The organism is Streptomyces niveus (assembly GCF_001723055.1).
GTDB classification, from domain to species: Bacteria; Actinomycetota; Actinomycetes; order Streptomycetales; family Streptomycetaceae; genus Streptomyces; species Streptomyces niveus.
Genome location: NZ_MDCR01000470.1, coordinates 1 through 3,793 on the forward strand (window position 1 = coordinate 1; position 3,793 = coordinate 3,793).

Annotated in this window: 3 protein-coding genes; 2 read left to right on the forward strand and 1 reads right to left on the reverse strand. The window is 66.3% G+C overall.

Annotation, left to right across the window (positions count from 1 at the left end; all coding sequences use genetic code 11):
- The coding region (gene dnaE / locus BHU15_RS36405) for a DNA polymerase III subunit alpha (protein ID WP_069631002.1) at positions 1 to 2,608 on the forward strand (2,608 nt) is incomplete at its 5' end.
- Between the two features lie 88 nt (positions 2,609 to 2,696).
- Here dnaE and BHU15_RS40650 read toward each other — a convergent pair.
- Positions 2,697 to 2,873, reverse strand: coding sequence for a hypothetical protein (locus BHU15_RS40650; RefSeq protein WP_167756102.1), 177 nt, complete (start codon positions 2,871 to 2,873; stop codon positions 2,697 to 2,699).
- A 236-nt stretch (positions 2,874 to 3,109) separates the two neighbouring features.
- Here BHU15_RS40650 and BHU15_RS36410 point away from each other — a divergent pair.
- Positions 3,110 to 3,793 (forward strand): NYN domain-containing protein (locus tag BHU15_RS36410; RefSeq protein WP_141726974.1); only part of this gene is annotated, 684 nt, incomplete at its 3' end.

The window sequence follows — 3,793 nt, forward strand, 5'->3', positions numbered from 1 at the left end:
AGTCACCTGGTTCCGCGAGGAGACCATGCGCGGCATGGCCAGGCGATTCCCGAACGGCATCCCGGAAGACCGGCAGAAGCAGGTCGAGTACGAGATGGGCATCATCATCGACATGGGGTTCCCGGGGTACTTCCTCGTCGTCGCCGACTTCATCATGTGGGCCAAGAACAACGGCATCGCCGTCGGCCCCGGCCGAGGCTCCGCGGCCGGCTCGATCGTCTCGTACGCCATGGGCATCACCGACCTCGACCCGATCGAACACGGCCTGATCTTCGAGCGGTTCCTCAACCCCGAGCGCATCTCCATGCCGGATGTCGACATCGACTTCGACGAGCGCCGGCGCGGTGAGGTCATCCGGTACGTGACGGAGAAGTACGGCGCCGACAAGGTCGCCATGATCGGGACGTACGGAAAGATCAAGGCGAAGAACGCCATCAAGGACTCGGCCCGCGTGCTCGGTTATCCGTACGCGATGGGTGACCGGCTCACCAAGGCCATGCCCGCCGACGTCCTCGGCAAGGGCATCGACCTCAACGGCATCACCGACCCCAAGCACCCGCGTTACAGCGAGGCGGGCGAGATCCGGGGGATGTACGAGAACGAGGCGGACGTCAAGAAGGTCATCGACACGGCGAAGGGTGTCGAGGGCCTGGTGCGGCAGATGGGTGTGCACGCGGCCGGCGTGATCATGTCCAGCGAGACGATCACCGATCATGTGCCGGTCTGGGTCAGGCACACCGACGGCGTCACGATCACACAGTGGGACTATCCGCAGTGCGAATCGCTCGGCCTGCTGAAGATGGACTTCCTGGGTCTGCGAAATCTGACCATCATGGACGACGCCGTCAAGATGGTGAAGGCCAACAAGGGCGTCGAACTCGACCTGCTGTCCCTGCCGTTGGACGACCCCAAGACGTACGAACTGCTCTGCCGGGGTGACACGCTCGGTGTCTTCCAGTTCGACGGCGGCCCGATGCGTTCGCTGCTGCGGCTGATGAAGCCCGACAACTTCGAGGACATTTCCGCCGTGTCGGCCCTGTACCGGCCGGGTCCGATGGGCATGAACTCGCACACGAACTACGCGCTGCGCAAGAACGGGCAGCAGGAGATCACCCCGATCCACCCGGAGCTGGAGGAACCTCTCAAGGAGGTCCTCGGCCTCACCCACGGCCTGATCGTGTATCAGGAGCAGGTGCAGAAGGCCGCGCAGATCATCGCCGGTTACTCGCTCGGCGAGGCCGACATCCTGCGCCGCGTGATGGGCAAGAAGAAGGCCGACGAACTGGCAAAGAATTTTGTCCTGTTCCAGGCCGGTGCCAAGAAGAACAACTACTCGGACGAGGCCATCCAGGCCCTGTGGGACGTGCTGGTCCCGTTCGCGGGATACGCGTTCAACAAGGCGCACTCCTCCGCGTACGGACTCGTCACCTACTGGACCGCCTACCTCAAGGCGAATTATCCGGCCGAGTACATGGCCGCGCTGCTGACCTCGGTGAAGGACGACAAGGACAAGTCGGCGGTCTATCTCAACGAATGCCGGCGGATGGGCATCAAGGTGCTCCCGCCGAACGTGAACGAGTCGGTGGCGAATTTCGCCGCGCAGGGCGACGACGTCATTCTCTTCGGACTCACGGCGGTCCGGAACGTCGGCACGAACGTGGTCGACTCGATCATCCGCTCACGCAAGGCCAAGGGGAAGTACGCCACGTTCCCCGACTTCCTCGACAAGGTCGAGGCGGTCGTCTGCAACAAGCGCACCGTCGAATCCCTCATCAAGGCCGGCGCCTTCGACGAGATGGGCCACACCCGTAAGGGACTGGTCGCGCATCACGAGCCGATGATCGACAACGTCGTGCAGGTGAAGCGCAAGGAGGCCGAGGGGCAGTTCGACCTCTTCGGCGGCATGGGCGACGGTGACGACGCCTCCTCCGAGCCGGGCTTCGGGCTCGACGTCGAGTTCTCCGACATCGAGTGGGACAAGTCCTATCTGCTCGCCCAGGAGAGGGAGATGCTCGGGCTTTACGTCTCCGACCACCCGCTCTTCGGAATCGAGCACGTGCTCTCCGACAAGTCCGACGCGGCGATCTCACAGCTCACCGGCGGCGAGCACGCCGACGGCGCGGTCGTCACGATCGGCGGCATCATCTCCGGCCTCCAGCGGAAGATGACCAAGCAGGGCAACGCGTGGGCGATCGCCACCGTGGAGGACCTGGCGGGCTCGATCGAGTGCATGTTCTTCCCCGCGACGTATCAGCTGGTCTCCACCCAACTGGTCGAGGACACGGTCGTCTTCGTCAAGGGCCGCCTCGACAAGCGCGAGGACATCCCGCGCCTGGTCGCCATGGAACTCCAGGTCCCCGACCTGTCGTCCGCCGGGACGAACGCGCCGGTCACCATCACCATCCCCACCGTGAAGCTCACCCCGCCCATGGTCAGCAGGCTCGGCGAGATCCTCAGCCACCACCGGGGCAACTCCGAGGTACGGATCAAGCTTCAGGGCGCGCGCAAGACCACCGTCCTGCGGCTCGACCGGCACCGGGTGCAGCCCGACCCGGCGCTCTTCGGCGACTTGAAGGTGCTGCTCGGGCCGTCCTGCCTGGCGGGGTAGCCGGCAGACGTCTGAAAGCGCGTCGAGGGGCACGCCCGGATTCCCGGGCGTGCCCCTCGCGTCATCTCAGCATGTGCGGCCGGCCGCGTCAGTTGTGGCCGAAACGCTTCTCACGGCCCTTGTGCGGGGTCTCGGACGGCGTGACCCGCTCCTGTATCTGCTCGGCCCTGGAGTCCGTCGAGGAGGACGAGGACTGGTCGGGGCGGTGCTCGGCGCCCGAACGGTCCTGGTGCTTGCCGCGGTCACGGTTCTTGTTCTTGGCCATGGTGCTGCCTCCTGAAGGATGTTGGGGCCAGGGCCGCGATCAGATTCACATATGCCGTGAACTGCCGCATTTTGGATCATTGCTGAGCGTGACCGCCGGAAGTTCCGGCGTCCGCGGGCCTAGCCGGGAGGGCTACGCCACGCCGATGATCCAGTTCCGGCCGTTAAGCCAGTTGCGGTCGGGCAGACTCGAAGGAAACCCGTAGCAACTCCCGATCCCGACGTTCCCGAAAGAGGGTGGAACACGTGGACCGCTGCGTCGTCCTGGTGGACGCCGGTTACCTGCTGGGCGCCGCCGCGAGCCTCCTCGCCGGAGAACCGGCCCGCTCCCGCATCACCGTCGACCACGCCGCCCTCATCCAGGGTCTGCGCGAGCGCGCCGAGGCCGACACGGAGCAGCCGTTGCTCCGTATCTACTGGTTCGACGGCGCCCCCGACCGCGTGCCGCAGCCCGAACACCGGCGGCTGCGCGTCATGTCACGTGTCACCGTCCGGCTGGGCGCTCTGACCCGCAGCGACGGTCGCTGGGCGCAGAAGGGCGTCGACGCGGCGATGCACGCCGAACTCACGGAGTTGGCGAGAAACCGGGCCTGTTCGGACGTGGTGCTGGTGACCGGCGACGGCGATCTGCTGCCCGGTCTGATGTCCGCCAAGGAACACGGTGTCGCCGTGCACCTCTGGGCGGTACAGGCGGCGGACGGCGACTACAACCAGTCCGAGGACCTGGTGGCCGAGGCCGACGAACGCCGGGTGCTCGACCGGGCCTGGATCACCAAAGCTGTACGGGCCAAGGACTTCGGCACCAGCTGTGCGCCGCCGCCGGTGCCCCGCCCCGAGATCGCCGCCATCCTCTCCGCGCCGCTGCCCGAGTCGGCGCTCGCGGCGTCGGCCGAACGGGCGGCGGCGCGGAGAGGATGGCGG